The sequence below is a fragment of the Pedobacter jaeyakensis genome (assembly GCF_054461315.1).
The window spans coordinates 3,811,424-3,829,064 of the sequence record NZ_CM136921.1; the positions used below are offsets into that span (position 1 = coordinate 3,811,424).

A 17,641-nucleotide genomic window follows, 5' to 3' on the forward strand; every position below is an offset into this window, starting at 1 on the left:
GTTTACCTAAATTTAGTCAGTGTCAGGCCCCCTCTAAAACCTGCATGACTCGCTAATCAAATGAAAAAGATATTAATATCCCTATTATTAATAGTATCGGCCTTTGGCTGTAAAAAAGAAAATCAAAATGCCCAAATTTCGCTAAGCGGCACTACCTGGGAGAGCTCCTCATTTCCGAATGGTGATGTAGTGGTATTGAATGAGCGGCTGGAATTTATTTCTGCTAACGAAGTCGTATTTTACAGCACATTTAGCACAAATAGACTGATGACGGCTCAGGGAAGAGCTACGATGAGCTTTACCATAGATGATCCAAATGCTGTATCTCCTACAATCCACATTAAGGGCAGATATAATTCTATTTCGGGCACTATTGGACAAGGTGCCATTGCAGATTTTAAGCTTACCTATAACAGAGCAAGTGGCAATGCCGAACCATCCTTAAGTGTTGGAGATGGTAAAATTTACGCGAAAGTGGTGTACCGTTAAGTATAACAAGAGACATCGACTGTATCCTCATTTTTACAGCAACAAATTGTTGGAAGAGATATCTTTACGGAAATATTTTTTAGCATGTTTCAAAAAGCAATTCTTTCAGCGGCTCTTCTGGTTACTTCTTTTTCCTTATTTGCGCAAGAGACACCAGCTAAATCTGCCGTTGATGCTCAAAGGCAACAAAGACGCGGGCCAAGGCCGTATACTTTAACCTTTGTTAATCACTCTGATTTTTTATTGGATACTGTTGCCAAGGCAGAGTTTAAAACAGTGTTTGATAAAGTATATCCAGCTTTCGCTCAGGCTGATGGCTACCGCACAAAGCGAGAGGTGAGCATGGAGATTTCAGATAAATTTGAGGGAACGTTAAGCGCTAAAGCTGGTGAAATTGTGGTAAACAGCAAATGGTTAAAAGATCACCGGAGCAGCTTTGAAAAAGCGTTGATGTATCAGTTTTCCCGCAACTGGGTATCTGCTGATACGATTAAAAAGAATGGCTATCAATTGGTGTTTATTAGTAAAGCACCTGAATTTGATCTCACTACCAAACAAAATTTGATAAACACCTATTTCAAGGTCTACCCAAAATTGGTTAAAAAGTTTAATAAGAAGACTACGAAGGAAGTATTGTTTGTGGTGGATACTGCTTATAAAGGCGTAGCTGAAGCTAGTGGAAATAGAATCCTTTTCAGCGCGACATACATGAAAGCACATCCAACTGACATAGATATTGTTACGCATGAAGGAATGCACCTTGTACAGGGTTATGGCTATAGCGCCGGACCGGTGTGGCTTACAGAGGGAATTGCTGATTATATTCGCTACAAGTATGGCGTGGACAACATTGGCTCTAAATGGGCGCTACCTGAATTTAACGATAAGCAAAGCTATCAAAACAGCTATCGTATTACTGCCCGATTTTTTGAGTGGCTGGAGCAGCATGTAAAAAAGGGTTTGATCATGAAGCTTGACAAGGAGCTTCGCGACCACACCTACACGGAGAAATCATGGGCTAATCTTACCGGCAAGACGATAGATGAGCTCTGGAGTGACTATTCCAAAGCTCCTGCTGTTAAACTTAAATATAGCGGCAAGGCAATTTAAAGTACCTGTGGCTGAAGGACCGAGTAGTATTTTAGGCCAATAATATCATTTGGAAGCGGCTTGGTATTCCATGATTTGTGGATAGCAAGTGCAGCACCAATTGCGGTAGCTTGTGCCATATGAGCGGCAAATACTTCTATTTCTGGAAATGCTTTTGCCAGCAAATTCATAAAGATCAAGTTCTTGCTGAAACCACCATCAACAAAAATCCTTTTTACTTTGGTTCCACTTAACACCAGCTGTGTAGAGTCGTATTGTGCCCTTACCAGATCTACAATAAGTTGATGATATGCAGCAATATCTGACTTGAACTGCGAAAGGTCCCGGTTGACGAATGAATCCTCCGGTATAGTTGGATCTATTAATTTCGGGTTATAACTGACATTTCTATACGCAATTACGTCCGTACCATAATGTGCAGCAATACGTTTTACTTGTTGTTCATGTTCGTAACCGGCAAAAAGCCTTGATGCTTTTACGGGCTTGCCCTGGTATTGAAGGTAACATAGACAATCCTGCTTCAACTCTTCTGCTGTTAATGGCGAGGAATTAAAAGGGTTTAAACTGATGCACCAGGTTCCTGTGCTTAGCAAGATAAATGGTTCTGTGAAACTAACAAGATACGGAATCAGTGCTGCTGAGCTGTCATGAAACCCCGGACCAACAGCATAGTTGTTACCAGGGAAAGCAGCAGGCATCACACTATCAGCCGGTACTATGGGCGCTAGCTTTTCTAATATGCCTTCTTTTTTAACCCATTCATGGTATTCGTTTTTAGAAAAATCCCAAAGGTTGGTATGGCAGCCGATACTGGTTAAGTCTGAATAGGCTTCACCTGAGATCAGGTAACTTAAATATTGAGGCAAATGCAATGCGTATTTAATCTGAGCAAATAGCTCAGGCTTTTCGTATTTAAGGCGATATAACTGCATACCTGAATTTAGGCTGCCCAATACTGGAGAAGCGGTACTGTTACTGAACGCTTCTTCTCCCCCATAATCATTATAAAACTTTGCCTTTAATGCTTCAGGGTACTCCTTCAGGTAATTGTACAAAGGTGCCAATGGTTTGCCTTGTTCGTCGATGTACACAAAACTGGCACCGTAGGTAGCAAAGTTGATGGATTTCACCTCAAACTGCGGAAGCTTAAAGACCTCACGAAGTGAATCAAACACGGAGAGCCTTAAACTCTCCAGGTTTTCGCATGGGTCGCCATCCTCGTCTACCGTTTCCGTAAATCGGGCTGTTCTTTCGAAAACAATTTGATAGTTCTCGTCAAACAGGAACAGCTTCTTATTGGTTTTACCCACATCAAAAACTGCCACTACCGGCGTTGCCTTAACTTTTACACTCATTCTTACAATCCTGTTGCAACGGTTTTTGCACCGCGGTTTTTGATCAGTTCTTCCCTAACTTTTTGCGTTCTGTACACTTCAAGTGGGTTCAATGCCGCGCCAGCACGTAAACGCGCTTCTGCTACCAGCGGACGAACATCTGTTCTAAATGCCTGTTGCAAGATTTCCTGGCAACGGACTACATCATTTATCGCTTGTGCTTCCTGCAAGCCTTTTCGGTCAACCGACAAAGCTTGTGCATAGGCAATCATAATGGCTTCTACAGATTGCAATAAATCTTCCAGCGGGTCTTTCACATTGTGAGAGGCATCAATCATCCAACCCAGATCTTCTCTGTGGTTCATTCCTCTTGCATCCATTCCTTCAACCAGTTCGTTAAAGATCAGGAACAACTGGTATGGTTTCATGCTACCTGCTGTTAGATCATCATCTCCATATTTGGAGTCGTTGAAATGGAAACCACCTAACTTTTGCTCCATTAAAAGCAGGGAGACGATTTGCTCAATATTTGCGTTTGGCAAATGGTGACCTAGATCTACTAAGGTATATGCTTTGGGTCCAAGCTTGTTTGCATACAATAGCGACTGGCCCCAATCTCCCACGGTAGTGGAATAGAAATTAGGCTCAAATGCTTTGTATTCAACAAAAACTTTCCAATCATCCGGCAATGCAGCATAAATCACTTTTAAGCTGTCCAAAGTATTTTGGAACGCTCTTCTAAAGTTAAGCTGACCAGGAAAGCATGAGCCATCGGCAAGCCATACGGTTAAGGCTTTAGAACCAAGCTCTATACCTTGACGGATTACTTCAATATTATGATCAATAGCCTGCTGTCTAACTGATTTATCTACATGCTGCAGGGAACCGAACTTATAGCTTTTTTCCTGATCTGGCTGATCCTGGAATGTATTGGAATTCATCGCATCAAAGCGCAATCCATGTTGTGCGGCAAGGGCTTTGATTGCCGATGGGTTTGTTGCAGTATCCCAAGGAATGTGCAAGGAAATAGCGCCACTGGCCGCATTTAGCTTGTGCAACAAACCTATATCTTCGATTTTCTCTTCAATATTTCTAGGCTCACCTCCAGACGAAAAACGTCCGAAGCGAGTGCCGCCTGTCCCAAGCGCCCAACTTGGAATGGCAATTTGAAAGGCAACCAATTTGTCTATAATAGCTGCAGATCCTTCAATCTCGCCAGTAATAAATTCCAGCTTACGCTGATGTCCCGCCAATAAAGCTTCGTTATGCGATTCTATGTGATAGTTTTCTAATTTCATGATGCAATAAATTAACGTACAAAGGCAGTGGCAACACCACCGTCTACATTTAAAACATTTCCTGTTGACTTGTTGAGTAGTCCACCAGTAACTGCAAAGCAAGCATTTGCGATATCTTCTGGCAAGATTACTTCATTCAATAAAGTGCGTTTGGCATAAAAGCCAGGAAGCTCTGCTACGGTAATACCGTATGCTTTTGCCCTGCCTTCTGCCCATGCACCTGCCCAAATTTTGCTGTCTGATATTACAGCATCCGGGTTTACTACGTTTACTTTGATTTTATCGGCACCGAGCTCAGCTGCATTCAATCTGCTCAAATGTAGCTGTGCTGCCTTGGCCGATCCGTAACCTGCGTTATTTGGTCCGGATACTAATGCGTTTTTACTTACTATGTTGATGACATCGCCACCAATGTCTTGTTTGCGCATGACTTCTACACCCTGTTGGGTAACAAAGAATTGCCCTTTTACCAAAACATCGTACAAGATATCCCAATCTTTTTCCGTGTGTTCTTCTATAGGTTTAGAGATGGATAGCCCTGCGCAGTTCACCACAATGTCGACTCCGCCGAAAGCTAATGCAGCAGTACTGTAGGCTTCTTTAATTTGATCTGCGCTGGTCACATCAAGCAAAGCCGTGGTATAACTGTCTTTGCTGTAAGCACCTCCGAACCAGGCATCTGCTTCGGCAAGGCGACCCGCATCATTGTCGTTCACCACAACAACCGCTCCTTCATCAATAAATTTCTTGGCAATTGCTTTACCAATACCGCCTGCACTTCCAGTTACCAAAGCTATTTTACCAGATAAGGCTTTAGGCTTAGGCATGCGCTGTAGCTTAGCCTCTTCCAACAACCAGTATTCTATATTAAACGCTTCTTGTCTCGGTAAAGAAGTGTAAGATGAAATGGCTTCTGCACCTTTCATCACATTAATGGCATTGATATAAAATTCAGCAGCTACCCTTGCGGTTTGTTTATCCTTTGAGAACGAAAACATACCTACTCCAGGGTATAGGATTATTACCGGATTGGTATCACGAATAGCCGGACTGTTTGCATGTTTACAAGTTTCATAATACTCGGTATACATCGCTCTATAAGCCTCAAATTCCGGGAGTAGTTTTTCCTTGAGTGCTTTTACATCACTAAGGTCTTCAGAAGGTTCAAGTTTTAAAACAAGCGGACTGATTTTAGTTCTCAAAAAGTGGTCAGGACAGCTTGTTCCAAGTGGCGCCAGCGTATCAAGATCGTTTGAGTTAATGAATTCGAGTACACGGGTATCATCTGTAAAATGACCAATCATATGGTTTTTGCTGGAGCATAAGCCTCTTAAAACAGGGGCCAGTATTGCAGCTTGCTTTTTCCTGTCAGCTCCTTCCAAACTGGCGATCTTTTGTCCGCCAAACACCGGGCCTTTTTTGCCATAATTCTCTTCCAGGTATTGCGCGCAGCGCTCAACAACTTCTAAAGTATTGATATAACTTTCGTACGCAGTATTTCCCCAGGTAAATAATCCATGAGAACCTAGCATAATCCCTTTAATACCGGGGTTTTCATCAAGACAGGCTCTTAATTGCAGTCCGAGATCAAATCCTGGCTTTTGCCATTCCACCCATCCTATCTCGCCATTAAATAATTGGGCAGTAATTTCCTTACCATCTTTTGCAGCCGCAATTGCGATTGCAGCATCTGGATGCAAATGATCGATATGATTGAATGGTAAAAAACCGTGTAACGCCGTGTCAATAGATGGTGCTTTTGAGGCAAGATCATAGATACAATGATTAAACAGCTCTACCATTTCGTCTTCATAAGCAAGACCACGATAGATATTTTTTAAGCTCTCTAAACGATCTACGTATAAAGCTGCCAGTCCGCTTTTCGTCAACGTACCAATATCACCACCAGATCCTTTAACCCACATAACCCGGGTATCTTCTCCTGTAAGGGGATGCTTTGTTGTGGCTTTACAGGAAGTGTTTCCGCCACCATAATTGGTTAAGCGCAAATCTGCCCCCAGTAAATTGGAGCGGTAAATTAATAATGCAACTTCGTCACCCGCCAATTCAGCAGCTTTTGCATCGTCCCATAAATAGCTTACGTGTTTAAAATCAGTCGTTCTAACAGTCATAAATAGATTATATATATTATTTTATTGAGTTACCGTAGCCAACGATCAGTACCGATAGGATGATGGTACAAATGCCGACTATTACAGTAATTAATGTCTTCTTTTTTACACCGCTCCACTCTTTTAATGCCAAACCCCATGCGTTGGCAACTAAGATGATAAAGGCCATGTGCAATATCCATGAACTGGCTCCATTACCCATTTTGCTTTCTCCCATTCCGTAGAAAAAGAATTGCAAAAACCATGTTGTTCCGGCTAATGCTGAAAAGATATAGTTCTTTAAAAGTGGTGTGCTTTTTTTAGTGTAATCTCCAAACGTCTTGTTTCTTGCGTTTAAGATCATACACCAGATAAAATTAGTGGTCAGGCCACCCCATAGTACAACGATGTAGGTAACGTTATTTTGGAACAGGAAATTGCCGGCTTCTGATGGATTTGCAGCTTTCCATATCGCATTTGCAGCATCAGCCATTGGCTTACCCGCCTCAATACCGAAGTTAAAGCATGCACTTAATATTCCTGAGATAATGCCGACAGTTAGTCCTAATGCAAATTTATATTCAGTTTTTACTTCCATCCCGTGAGGATCCGTAATGTCTGCTTTAATTTCCTTCTCTTTCATCGTACCAGCTTTACCGCAGATGATAATACCCAGAACGCAAACTATAAGCCCTAGCATAACCATTCGGCCCCAGTCGGTAGTTAAGAACACGCTAAAAGGATCTTTGCCTGCCTGTGGAAAGAATTCGAAATAGATGGACGGTAAGATTGAACCAATAACCATGCATAGCCCTAGGATAATACTACTACCCAGGGAAACACCCAGATAGCGTACACCGAGACCATAAGTAAGACCGCCAATACCCCATAGCACACCGAAAAAATAGGTAAGTAATAAAATACTACCACTGGTACTGGCTATGATATCACTAAAATTTGGTATGGTTAAGTATGCAGCAATTGGAGGAACGACCAGCCATGAGAAAAGGCCACCAACAATCCAATAGCTTTCCCAGGCCCAGCCTTTAACTTTTTTGTAGGGAACGTAAAAACTACCAGAGGCGAAACCCCCAATAAAATGAAAAATTACTCCGAAGATGACCTGCATACGTTTGCTTTATAATTTGGTTAGAAATATATGTTACTAATTTATACTTATTGTTCTGCTAAACCGTCCTGTACTATCATGAAAAGGCCTTTAGTTTAGTGTATTGTTATAGAGAAGCTCTTTTGGTGTAATAGAACGGAACTTCCACATGGCGTTTACTATTGTCCAATATCAGATTGGCCGCCACGGTTCCCATAAACTTAAAATCAGTGGATATGGTAGTGATGCCATTTAATAAAATTTTCTTCAAAGGCGTTTCATTGTAGGAGATCACCCCAATGTCTTTACCAATCTTAAAATTAAGGCTAATCAATCGCTCCAATAAGATCACTAAATCAGCTTCCATCAAGTTGATAAAAACCTCTCCTTCATTAATTGGCTCAGTACTGATATTGCTGACCACGTGATGTGAAAAGGCGTATTGCTGACAAAAGCGATGAAAGCCGTCCAAAATCTCTTTTGGAAAATAGCTTTTTTTGGGAAAGATGATTTTCAGTGTATGGTATTTGCTGAGCTCTTCTCTTGCCTGCTCCAGCGCTTCATAGATATTCTTTTCAAAATTCTCGTAGGCTGCTGCATATTCTCCCTCAACTCCTGCTATTTTTTTATCCAGCAGTATCAACTTTTCTTTTGGAATTTGATTGATGATGTCGCGGGCGTACTCTTCTCCTTCTATAAAATGTGGGATTACCACGTAGTGGGAATAATTTTCCTTTTTATTGGTAAGAAAGCGTTTAAACAGTCTAAAATCGTTGTTGTAAATATAGAAGTCTACTGAAACTTCATCGCCTAGCGCGGCAACGAAGGCATCGTAAACAATCTTCTTGTGCGCACTTAGTTTGTTAAACAGCAGAAACACCTTAAGTTTCTGCTTAAACTCTACATTGGAAATGTAATACCCTTTACCGGGTACAGATTTGATGACCCCAATATTTTTAAGGTATTTATAGCCCTTTTCTGCAGTATCCCTGGATATTTCCAACTTGATGCTCAACTCATTTATGGATGGCAATAAGTTTTCCTGATCCAGCTTTCCCTGTTCAATTGCATCAATAATTGCACTTCCCAGTTGCAGATATTTGGGAGTTGCAGAGTATTCGTCAATGCTAATGAAATCAAAGAAGGATGCAGGCTTCATATTATTTAATCTGAAATTGATACTGACCTGCCGCAACATTTAACACATCTGTTACTGGTTTGCCTGCGCTATAGGCTTTTTTACCTGCGGTAAGCGGGAAGTATATGGTTGCGGTTGAGTTAGCAGGAACAGTTACCTTGTAAACGACAGCGTCGCCATCGCGCTTCCATGAGGAGATAATTTCTCCATATGGACCTGTGTGTTTTGCTTCAAACTGATCCAATCCGGTAGCAAAGTTAGGTTTCAATACCACATTCTTAAAACCGGGTGCCATTTCATCTGCTTTGATACCGCCTAAACCTTTATATAACCATGCACCGACCTCTCCAAACATAATGTGGTTTAAAGAGATATCACTCTTAGCATCAATTCTCCAGTTTTCATATAAAGTAGTAGCGCCATTTACAATCCACCAGCCCCATGATGGGTAGGTTTCCTGTGCGGCTACTTTATAAGCTAAATCTGAATATCCATTCTCGCTTAGTGCATTCAGAATAGCTTTTGTACCTAGTAGACCAACATCCAGATGGTTATTGCTGGCTTCTACTTTTTTAGCAAGATTAGCGGCTACTTTGGCGCGCATGTTATCTGGTACTACATTCCAATATAGCGGCATACATAATTCTGTTTGCATACCGCCACCATAGATTCCTGTTGCTGTGTTTAAAAATTTAGCGTTAAAGGCATTCTTTATTTTTAGGGCAAGGGTAGCATACTTCTGATAATCATCCATCTTACCAAGTAACTTGGCTGTTTTAGATAGAATAACCGCATCCGCATAATAGTAAACTGAGGAGGTGAATTCCACAGGGGGTTTGTCGCTCACCGGTACCCAATCTCCCAAACCCCAGGTGGTTAAGCCACTCGGACTAATATCTGTAATGTGATCCACGTAACGCTTCATATTAGGGAAATTTGCGGAGAGAATCTTATCATCTCCATAATACAGATAAATGTTCCATGGAATAACCGCAATTGTGCTGGTCCAGTCTGGTCCGTTACCCCAATCATAACCCCAGCCATCAGTAGGGATAATTGAAGGAAGCACGCCATTAGGTTGTTGTTCATCTCTGTGATCTGACAGCCACTTCTCGTAAACGGTGATGCCATCAAAGCTATAAAGTCCGGTTTCTACCGCAATTTGCGCATCTCCGGTCCAGCCATTCTTTTCCCTTGTAGGGCAATCGGTTGGATAGCCAAAAAGGTTTGACAGATAGGAGTTATTGGCTGCAAACCAAATCTTTTCTAAAGTTGGGTTAGATGATTTGATCTCGCCCACTACAGGCACGTCACTGTGCATAAAATAACCGGTTAAGCTACCTTTTGTCAAGTTGATAGGCTTGCTGCTGGTCACTTCAACATATTGAAAGCCTTTATAGTTAAAGTGTGGCATGAAAGATTCTTCTCCCCTGCCGCTCAGGGTAAAAATATCTACCTGAAAGGGATCCTTGTCATCGGTAGGGCGGTAATGCTGATCGATGTTAGACATATCTGCGCGACCATTTTTATACAGCCTCTCCACATGTTTAAGCCTTACTTCCGTACCTGCTTCGCCATTTAAACTAATCTGACTTACGCCTGCAATGTTTCTACCCAAATCAAATACATATGCAGTATCATTAATTTTATTTACGCTGACGGCCGGAATTTTCTCGACGTTTCTGATTGGGTGCATGACCTGCGACACCACATTACCTGAAGGTGCCGTTCTTAGGCCTGCATTTTTCCATTTAGTATCGTCAAAGTTTACGATGTTCCAACCGAACTGCTCTAAACGCGCATCGTAATGCTCAGCAGTGTAAATGCTGTTAAATACGATTGGGCTTAAGGAAGTTTTCCAGTCCCGGTCGGTAGATACCGTTTGCACGCTTCCATCACTGTAAGTAATTCTAAGATCTAAACAAAAGGTAGGCCTGTTTCTCCATGGGGCTTTATGGAAATCCCATACGGCAGTAGATTGGTGATTATACCAGCCGTTACCTAAAAGCACACCTACAGCATTTTTACCATTTTGCAGTTGCGAGGTCACATCGTAAGATACATAAAGTGTACGCCTGTCGTAACGTGTAAACATCGGATCCATCCTATGGTTACCTACTTTTCTGCCATTGAGGTACAACTCGTATAATCCGCCGCAGGCGATATATGCCCTTGCAGATTTTATCTTCTTTTCTGCGCTAAATACTTTTCTAAAGTACGGCGCAGCTTTTTCGTTCATGTCATTACCGTCACTAATCCAGGCGCCCTTCCAATTGGCCATGGTCATCAATCCTGTTTCAAAAGTGGAAACCGCATTGCTGGAAACCGTTAGTCCATCTTTTCCCCAGATCTCTACAAGCCAATAATATTTAGTGTAAGGCTCTAAAGTCTTGCCTTTGTAATTTACCAGACTGGCAGAAGATAATATCTTCCCAGAGTCCCATGAATTTCCTTTTTTACCAACAACTTCCATGGAATCCTTACTTACGTAAATCCTGTAGGCTAATTGCTTTGCTCCCTGACGGGTATCTTGCATCATCCAGGACAAACGTGGGTTAGTGACATCAACTCCAATTGGTGCAACCAAATGCTCAACCTGCAGATTAACAGGTTGGGTAACTGCAGCAAAAGCTTCGGCAGAATTAAAAAAAATAGCCAGCAGGAATGAAAATGCCGTATACGTTTTGAAGTTTTTTTGAAAGAAAGATCTCATGTATGTTTATGGTGTGCAGTTACAAGGTAAGGTATTTAGTATTTATATTCAAAATGATAGTTACCGGAACCAATCTGCTCGGTTTTACCACTCTTAGGTAAAACCACAGTAGCCTTTGTATTGGCCGGTATGGTTACATCCAATTTAAAAGTTCCATCTGTTAACGTCCAGGCTGATTTCAGAGTTCCGTACGAAGTATTTATCTCTCCGGAAGCGCTGGTTAGTTTACCGCCAGGTATTGGTTTGATCAGAATTTCTTTATAGCCTGGTGCTGCAGATACAGGGTTAATACCCGCTACATTTTTATACATCCAATCGCCAATTGCACCATAAGCATAGTGATTGAATGAATTCATATCAGGAGTTTGAAAACTACCATCAGGTTTAATACCATCCCATCTTTCCCAAATGGTGGTCGCACCCATTTTTACAGGATATAGCCAGGATGGGTAACTCTCCTGCATCAACAAATCGTAAGCTACGTCTTCGTGCCCAAATCTGCTCAGTACATGACATAAATATGGAGTACCCAAAAAGCCGGTAGTTAAATGGTTTCCATAATCTCTAACATTTGCTACCAAGCGATCTGAAGCCTGTTGTCTCAACTCCTCAGGGAGCATATCAAATTGTAGTGCAAGTACATATGCCGTTTGCGTATTGGACACGAGTTTCCCGTTAGGAGTCATATATTCTCTTACATATGCCGCTTTTATATCTTTCAATAATTTTGTGTATTTGTCAACGTCTGCAGTTTTACCCAATACATTTGCTGCGTTGATCAGCAACTGTGTAGAGTGGGCATAAAATGTTTGGGCGATCATATATTTATCGGTTACCGCTGCGCGGCCATCATTGTCATCGTTAGGGCGATAGAATAACCAATCCCCAAAATGGAATCCTGTGTTCCAAAGGTTATCTTTTGATCTCGAGGTCATAAAGCCAACCCATTTTTGCATGCTTTCGTATTGCACATCTAAAATTCTCTTATCGCCATACGCCACATACATGTCCCACGGAATAACAGTAGCCACATCAGCCCAACCAGCAGAGCCGCTTTGGCCATCGTCAAGTACATTTGGCACAACGAATGGGATAGCTCCGGTTGGAGTTTGATCTGCCTTTACATCCTTTAACCATTTGGTAAAGAACCCAGACACATCCATGTTGTAAGCTGCAGTAGCTGCAAAAGCCTGGGCATCTCCAGTCCAGCCCAGACGCTCATCGCGTTGTGGACAATCAGTTGGCACATCTACGAAGTTTCCTTTCTGTCCCCATTGGATATTGTGCTGCAATTGGTTAAGCAATGCATTTGAGGTAGAGAACTGACCAGTAGCCTGCATATCTGAATAAAGTGCTACGCCGGTTAAATCTTCTAACTTCAACTCTCCAGGATAACCTTCAATTCTCACGTACCTAAGGCCCTGAAAAGTAAAATGTGGTTCAAAAACCTGCTCTTGTTCGCCTTTTAGGATATAGTGATTTTGGGCTTTGGCAGTGCGAAGATTATCTGTATAGAAATTACCTGCTTTGTCTAAAACTTCTGTGTGACTTAAAGTTATTTCTGTACCTGCAGGACCTTTGGCTTTTAGCATCACCCATCCTACCATATTCTGTCCGAAATCTACTACTGTCTCTCCTTTTGGTGTTTTAAATATTTTAAGGGCTTTAAAGGTTTCATGCTTTTTAACAAGTGGACCACTCATACCAACTAGTTGTTCAGTCCCTTTCTCTAAAATGCGAACTGCTTTCCAAGAGGCATCTTCCTGATAAGAACTGGTTACCCAACCTATTTTTTCTTGTCTTGCGTCGTAAGTTTCTCCATCATATACATCAGACGCCATTATGGGTCCTGTACTGGTTTTCCAAGTGTCATCACTGTTAATAGTCTCCTTTGTACCATCTGTATATTCCACTTCCAATTGTAATAATAAGGCTCTGGTATCACCGTAGAAATTATGCTGATAACCAAATCCGATTCTTCCTTTATACCAACCATTTCCAATGGTAACACCTATTGCATTGTCTCCTTTTTTGATGGAACTGGTCACATCATAAACCTGGTATTGAAGGTGCTTGCGATAACTTGTCCATCCTGGTGCAAAATAATAATCGCCTACCCTTTTACCATTGATATTGGCTTCGTAAAGTCCCTTTGCGGTAACAAATATTGTAGCAGAACGCACGGCTTTGCCCAAGGAAAATGATTTTCTGAAAAGCGGACTAACCGGTGATTCGTCTTTACCAGGTGCTGCAATCCATTTTGCAGACCAGTCGGCCGGCTTTAAGCCAGTTTGAAAGAACTGCACTGCAGACCAAGGCGATGTATTTCCGTGGTTGTCCTTTACGCGTACTTGCCAGTAATATTTGGTTTTACTGGAAAGCGCAGCCCCGTCATAAGCGATTAAAACTGATTGGTCTGTGGATTTATTACTCGACCATGAGCCGCTTCCCGTTGCCTTTGCTGTCTTTCCTAGTCTAATCTCGTAACTGGTTTGCGTTGTATTCTTTATTGAAGCCTTCAGTTTCCAGCTAAACCTGGGGTTCGGACTGTCAATGCTCATCGGATTAATTTGGTGTTCTACTTTTAAATCGTAAACACTCAACTTCTGTGCATCTGCATTATTTGCAAAAGGAAGTAATAATGTAAGTAGCAGTGCTACGGATAGCCTGCGTAATTGCTGGTTCATAGATGGTTAGTCTTAAAATAAATGATAAAAGATAACGCTACTAGTATCAGCAATATTTTCCAGAAAGCTGTCATGCACTGTCCTGCATACTTTTTTAACGCGCATGCTGCAGGTGTCCTGAAAAACAGAATTAAATTGATCGCCTACACAAACAATAAAGGGCTATTTTATGCAAATAGTGTATAAAATACACTATGGTACGAAAGTTGCTGTACTCATATCAGGAATACAGCACATTGCTGAATTAACGTTACAAGATTTGTGTATTTCCTGGAGGGGTAAATTGTGTGTGTGTGTTTTACCCCGCAAGGAAATTTAAGATATCCTGGTTCATACAGGTTTATATTTGGTTAGAAAAGGGAGGTACCTGGATAGGACGTCCCTTTTTATTTATCCATTATTTTTTTCCTGTATTAATTGAAGTAAAACACCTAAACGGTATTCGATAGGTGCCTGAATACGGGGAGCCGTATTGACCCTTAAAATTTCTATCTGCTGTTTAATATAACCAGGTACATCTGGTATGAAAGAGCCCGGAAATAAGTGAATTGACTGAGGCAAATCAATGCCGTGAAATGATGCTTCGTATTCGTCTGGAGTCATATTCAAAGATAAGAAATAATATGTGGCATGAAAGTAGCACAATGCTATAACATCAACCCATAGGACGACATGAGGATACCGAGGTTAAATACACAAAAGATTAAGCAGGATTTAAAAGCAGGCTTTACTGAACTTTCAGAAGGAGGTTTTCAGCAGATTTTCAGTCACATCGATCAGGTAAATATTAAAAAGGGTGTTGACAAATTAGGCATTGAGAAATTCATAAATCAATGCGCCTATATGGCTGCAGGATCCGGAATAGTTACCGGGGTTGGTGGCTTGAGTACGGTATTGATTGGAATACCATTGGACATCATAAACCTGATTACCCAGCAATTTAGGGTAACTATGGCGATAGCTTATCACAATACTGGTAGCTATCAATTCCCATTTGATGATTTTTTCAAAATAGTTGCATCTTCGTTAAAGGCAGATACCGGAATTGCCATTTCAAAAAATGTTATGGAAGAAGTAGCTGAGAAAATACTGATGAGCCTGGGTTCAAAAACCGCCCAACGTTTAATTCCGGTAGTTGGTGCAGTAATTGGTGGCACAATAAATTACCTTTTTATTAAAAGGGTTGCAGAATCTGTAAAAGAAAAGTATAGTCCGGTAATAGAGATTTAGCAGATATTTGCTAAAAAAAAGCGGGATGCTTTCACATGCCCGCTCTGTTTGTCCTTCTCACAGGTTAAATATTTTTTGGATTGAAAGACCCGTGTTCTCTGTCATTCTTATAGTTTAGCGCATCAGCTTCCTCACTATTATCTCCGTCTTGTTTACCTTCCCTCATTTCTTTAATGCTTAAGTTGGAGTCAATATTGTGCTCACGTTTGTCTTCTCTGCCACTTAGCCCCTTACTGTCATCCTGATGACCTAAAAAACCTGTGTCTACATCAGCATTTTCAAATACTGCATCATCAGCTTTCTTGTTCAAGCTATTCAAATCGTTGGTTTCCATAGCAATTAAATTTTAGTTACTTAGCGATAACAATGGCAATCTAATAAGGTTTTGATTTTAACAAATAGTTATGGTTTCGATCCCAAGCAGAGCACCTAGTTTTAGTATTTTTGATGAGATGTGACCAATGCCAATTGCACAGTGATGAGCAGGGCCATAAGAATTCCAGCTTTCAACAAATGCACGTGCGCCAATGCTAAATTTATAGCGGCTATTCGTATTGCCTATTTCTAATATCGGGCCCGCTACTGACTCTGCTTCGGCTACAAGGAATACAACTTTTCCATCTCCCGTTTCCACTACGGAAAGTAGTGTGACCGATCCATGCTTAACAGACATCTCTACAGACAGTCCCGAACCAACTTTGCCATGATAAACCTGAAGGGGCTTTACTTTGATCTTTCCTTGTGCGATACCGGCATGACATGGCCCGTCATGGCCCATCAATACCACATCATCATTGAAATCCATGGCATAATATTCTGTAAAGGAACCACCTGCGCCAAAGCTATCCATAATCTTCATGGCCTGGGCATTCTTTATCTCATATTCTCCGGCCACAGGAATTCCCCTCGCTGTTAATAATGAATTACCCAAAATAACAGAACTCATGGTATCTTCATTCTGATAGTTTCCACTTCCTTTATGATAATAGGCAATGGAACCTAATTTGTATTTTAAAACAAGTTGATCCAGTGCCACCGCTGTTTTTGCAGCCCGCTCCAACTCAATTCCAGAACAATCATCCTGTATATCAAACTGCGCGCTAAACTCTATTAGTTTCTGTTCAATTTCATCAAGTGATACTTGCTCCTTAAGGGCTGACAATTCATCAACTTCAATAATCTCGATATGTCCGCCAAAGGTGATGCACTGTAGCGTCAAATTGCTATAGATATCCAGCATACCACCGTAATAATTTCCCATCGCACCCATTCGATTGTGAGCCATAATGTGAGCTACTTTAGCAGCCGCTACCCAATCTTCGATTTCATTTATAACAAAAGGATCATTATTTAACATTCCAGTTACCTGATGAAAGGGAATACCTGCTCTTCTAAAAACATTGGCAATTTCCGGAACGCTGCAAGCTGCACAATTAGCCAACCATTCGCCTGTCATTCGTGTACGATCACCTATCTTATTAAAATTCTCGTAATCTATGCTAGCTTCTGGAGACAGATTCAAAATTATCACTGGAACACCCGCTTTTTTAACTACAGGCAAAACGGTTGATGACAAAGCATAAGTTGTTACATAAAGAAAAAGGATATCCACATCTGCTATCCTGAAATCATGACCTGCTTTTAGACCTTTTTCCGGAGTATCTATCAACCCCAAGTTAACGACTTCAGCATCTAAACTTGAGAGTTTTTGAGCCAATTGCCCCACATATCCGGAAAGCCTGGTTTCAAGTCCTTCAAATTGCGACCAGTATGCTTCCAGTCCGATGCCAAACAATCCAATTTTCAAGTGGTCGTATGTATTCTTCATCTTATAAATCTAGAAATAATATTGGGTTTCCTATATTGCAACAAACTCCATCAGCTATGAAAACAGCGTCTATAGATTCTAAAAAATTAAATATACCAACATTAATTATTAATTTGATTATTCCTTTAAGCTTCGGTGTAATCGGGGCATTGCTTACTCAGGTGTCTGTAAAAACTTGGTATTTAACCATTAACAAACCTTCCTTTAATCCGCCAAACTGGATTTTCGGACCGGTGTGGACAACACTTTATATCTTGATGGGAATATCGGCCTATTTAGTCTGGCAGAAGAGAAAACAAATTACACACCTGCCGCGCCTCATTGCCATCTATCTGATCCAGCTTGTACTAAACCTTTTATGGTCTTTCCTTTTTTTCTATGCTCATGAAATAGGTGCTGCATTTTATGAAATCATCGCGCTGCTTATTGCCATAATTATAACCGCAAGGGTATTCTATAAAGTGGACAGTACTGCGGGCCTGTTGTTTATACCTTATATTGCCTGGGTTAGTTTTGCAACAGTCCTCACCTATACTATTTTTAAACTAAACTAGTTGGCAAAAGAAAAGTAAAAAAGCTTAATTTTAACATGTGA

At 41.1% G+C, this 17,641-nt stretch carries 14 protein-coding genes; 4 read left to right on the plus strand and 10 right to left on the minus strand.

Translation table 11 applies throughout. The features are described 5' to 3' along the window. Positions 1-60: 60 nt before the first annotated feature. Positions 61-489 carry a hypothetical protein gene (locus tag ACXZ1K_RS16995; protein WP_458970876.1) on the plus strand — a complete coding sequence of 143 codons (429 nt, stop codon included), beginning with the start codon at positions 61-63 and terminating at the stop codon, positions 487-489. 84 nt (positions 490-573) lie between these two features. Beyond that, the gene (locus tag ACXZ1K_RS17000; RefSeq protein ID WP_458970877.1) at positions 574-1,599 is read left to right on the plus strand and encodes a basic secretory protein-like protein; all 1,026 of its coding nucleotides are present in this window, start codon (positions 574-576) and stop codon (positions 1,597-1,599) included. On the opposite strand, the gene ACXZ1K_RS17005 is transcribed toward ACXZ1K_RS17000, so the two are convergent. The 8 genes from ACXZ1K_RS17005 to ACXZ1K_RS17040 form a co-directional block, all read right to left on the minus strand. Continuing rightward, positions 1,596-2,954 carry an FGGY-family carbohydrate kinase gene (locus ACXZ1K_RS17005; protein WP_458970878.1) on the minus strand — a complete coding sequence of 453 codons (1,359 nt, stop codon included), beginning with the start codon at positions 2,952-2,954 and terminating at the stop codon, positions 1,596-1,598. The genes ACXZ1K_RS17000 and ACXZ1K_RS17005 overlap by 4 nt on opposite strands. Positions 2,955-2,956: 2 nt before the next feature. Beyond that, a complete protein-coding gene (locus tag ACXZ1K_RS17010; RefSeq protein ID WP_458970879.1) occupies positions 2,957-4,231 on the minus strand; it encodes a sugar isomerase in 1,275 nt (424 codons plus the stop codon). 11 nt (positions 4,232-4,242) lie between these two features. After that, complete coding sequence (locus ACXZ1K_RS17015; protein WP_458970880.1) at positions 4,243-6,363, minus strand: bifunctional aldolase/short-chain dehydrogenase; 2,121 nt, start codon at positions 6,361-6,363, stop codon at positions 4,243-4,245. A 16-nt stretch (positions 6,364-6,379) separates the two neighbouring features. Then, positions 6,380-7,471, minus strand: coding sequence for an L-rhamnose/proton symporter RhaT (rhaT, locus tag ACXZ1K_RS17020; RefSeq protein WP_458970881.1), 1,092 nt, complete (start codon positions 7,469-7,471; stop codon positions 6,380-6,382). 106 nt (positions 7,472-7,577) lie between these two features. Further along, positions 7,578-8,609, minus strand: a complete 1,032-nt coding sequence (locus ACXZ1K_RS17025; protein ID WP_458970882.1) for a GntR family transcriptional regulator — start codon at positions 8,607-8,609, stop codon at positions 7,578-7,580. 1 nt (position 8,610) lies between these two features. Continuing rightward, positions 8,611-11,301 (minus strand): alpha-L-rhamnosidase, encoded by a 2,691-nt coding sequence (locus ACXZ1K_RS17030; protein WP_458970883.1) that lies wholly within the window; start codon positions 11,299-11,301, stop codon positions 8,611-8,613. 35 nt (positions 11,302-11,336) lie between these two features. Continuing rightward, complete coding sequence (locus ACXZ1K_RS17035; RefSeq protein ID WP_458970884.1) at positions 11,337-13,988, minus strand: family 78 glycoside hydrolase catalytic domain; 2,652 nt, start codon at positions 13,986-13,988, stop codon at positions 11,337-11,339. Between the two features lie 390 nt (positions 13,989-14,378). Beyond that, on the minus strand, positions 14,379-14,591 hold the full coding sequence (locus ACXZ1K_RS17040; RefSeq protein ID WP_458970885.1) for a DUF6965 family protein: 213 nt from the start codon (positions 14,589-14,591) through the stop codon (positions 14,379-14,381). Positions 14,592-14,660: 69 nt separating this feature from the next. Between ACXZ1K_RS17040 and ACXZ1K_RS17045 the strand changes: the two genes are divergently transcribed. Beyond that, positions 14,661-15,218 carry a hypothetical protein gene (locus ACXZ1K_RS17045; RefSeq protein ID WP_458970886.1) on the plus strand — a complete coding sequence of 186 codons (558 nt, stop codon included), beginning with the start codon at positions 14,661-14,663 and terminating at the stop codon, positions 15,216-15,218. A gap of 64 nt (positions 15,219-15,282) precedes the next feature. On the opposite strand, the gene ACXZ1K_RS17050 is transcribed toward ACXZ1K_RS17045, so the two are convergent. Together ACXZ1K_RS17050 and ACXZ1K_RS17055 are read right to left on the minus strand one after the other, a co-directional pair. Further along, positions 15,283-15,552 carry a hypothetical protein gene (locus ACXZ1K_RS17050; protein ID WP_458970887.1) on the minus strand — a complete coding sequence of 90 codons (270 nt, stop codon included), beginning with the start codon at positions 15,550-15,552 and terminating at the stop codon, positions 15,283-15,285. Positions 15,553-15,609: 57 nt separating this feature from the next. Continuing rightward, positions 15,610-17,046, minus strand: a complete 1,437-nt coding sequence (locus ACXZ1K_RS17055) for an arabinose isomerase (protein WP_458970888.1) — start codon at positions 17,044-17,046, stop codon at positions 15,610-15,612. Positions 17,047-17,102: 56 nt separating this feature from the next. Here ACXZ1K_RS17055 and ACXZ1K_RS17060 point away from each other — a divergent pair, with 56 nt between their 5' ends. Continuing rightward, the gene (locus ACXZ1K_RS17060; protein ID WP_458970889.1) at positions 17,103-17,600 is read left to right on the plus strand and encodes a TspO/MBR family protein; all 498 of its coding nucleotides are present in this window, start codon (positions 17,103-17,105) and stop codon (positions 17,598-17,600) included. Positions 17,601-17,641 lie beyond the last annotated feature (41 nt).